The organism is Mesorhizobium sp. M4B.F.Ca.ET.143.01.1.1 (assembly GCF_004792275.1).
Lineage (GTDB): Bacteria > Pseudomonadota > Alphaproteobacteria > Rhizobiales > Rhizobiaceae > Mesorhizobium > Mesorhizobium abyssinicae.
Window position 1 is genome coordinate 1 of the sequence record NZ_SRSR01000379.1, and the last position, 279, is coordinate 279.

Genomic DNA, 279 nt, shown 5'->3' on the forward strand with positions numbered 1-279 from the left:
CGCGCTGTGTGCCCGACCATCCGGGAACGACGCCGATCGAGGTTTCGGGGAAGCCGAGCTTCACCTGCGTCTCGGCGACGCGGAAATCGCAGGCCGCTGCCAGTTCAAGTCCGCCGCCCAGCGCATGGCCGGAGAGCACCGCGATGGTCGGCTGCCGGAGCCGCGCCAGCCGGTCGAAGACACGGTGGCCGTAGCGCACCCATTGCACCTGGAAATCAGCAGCACTCATTGCGCCCCAGGCCTCGACGTCGCCGCCGGCGCAAAAACCCTTACCTTCGC

1 protein-coding gene is annotated in these 279 nt (G+C 68.5%); it reads right to left on the reverse strand.

Annotation, left to right across the window (positions count from 1 at the left end; genetic code table 11):
* Positions 1-279: enoyl-CoA hydratase/isomerase family protein (locus tag EN786_RS37430; protein WP_135910241.1), on the reverse strand; the 279-nt coding region annotated here is incomplete at both ends.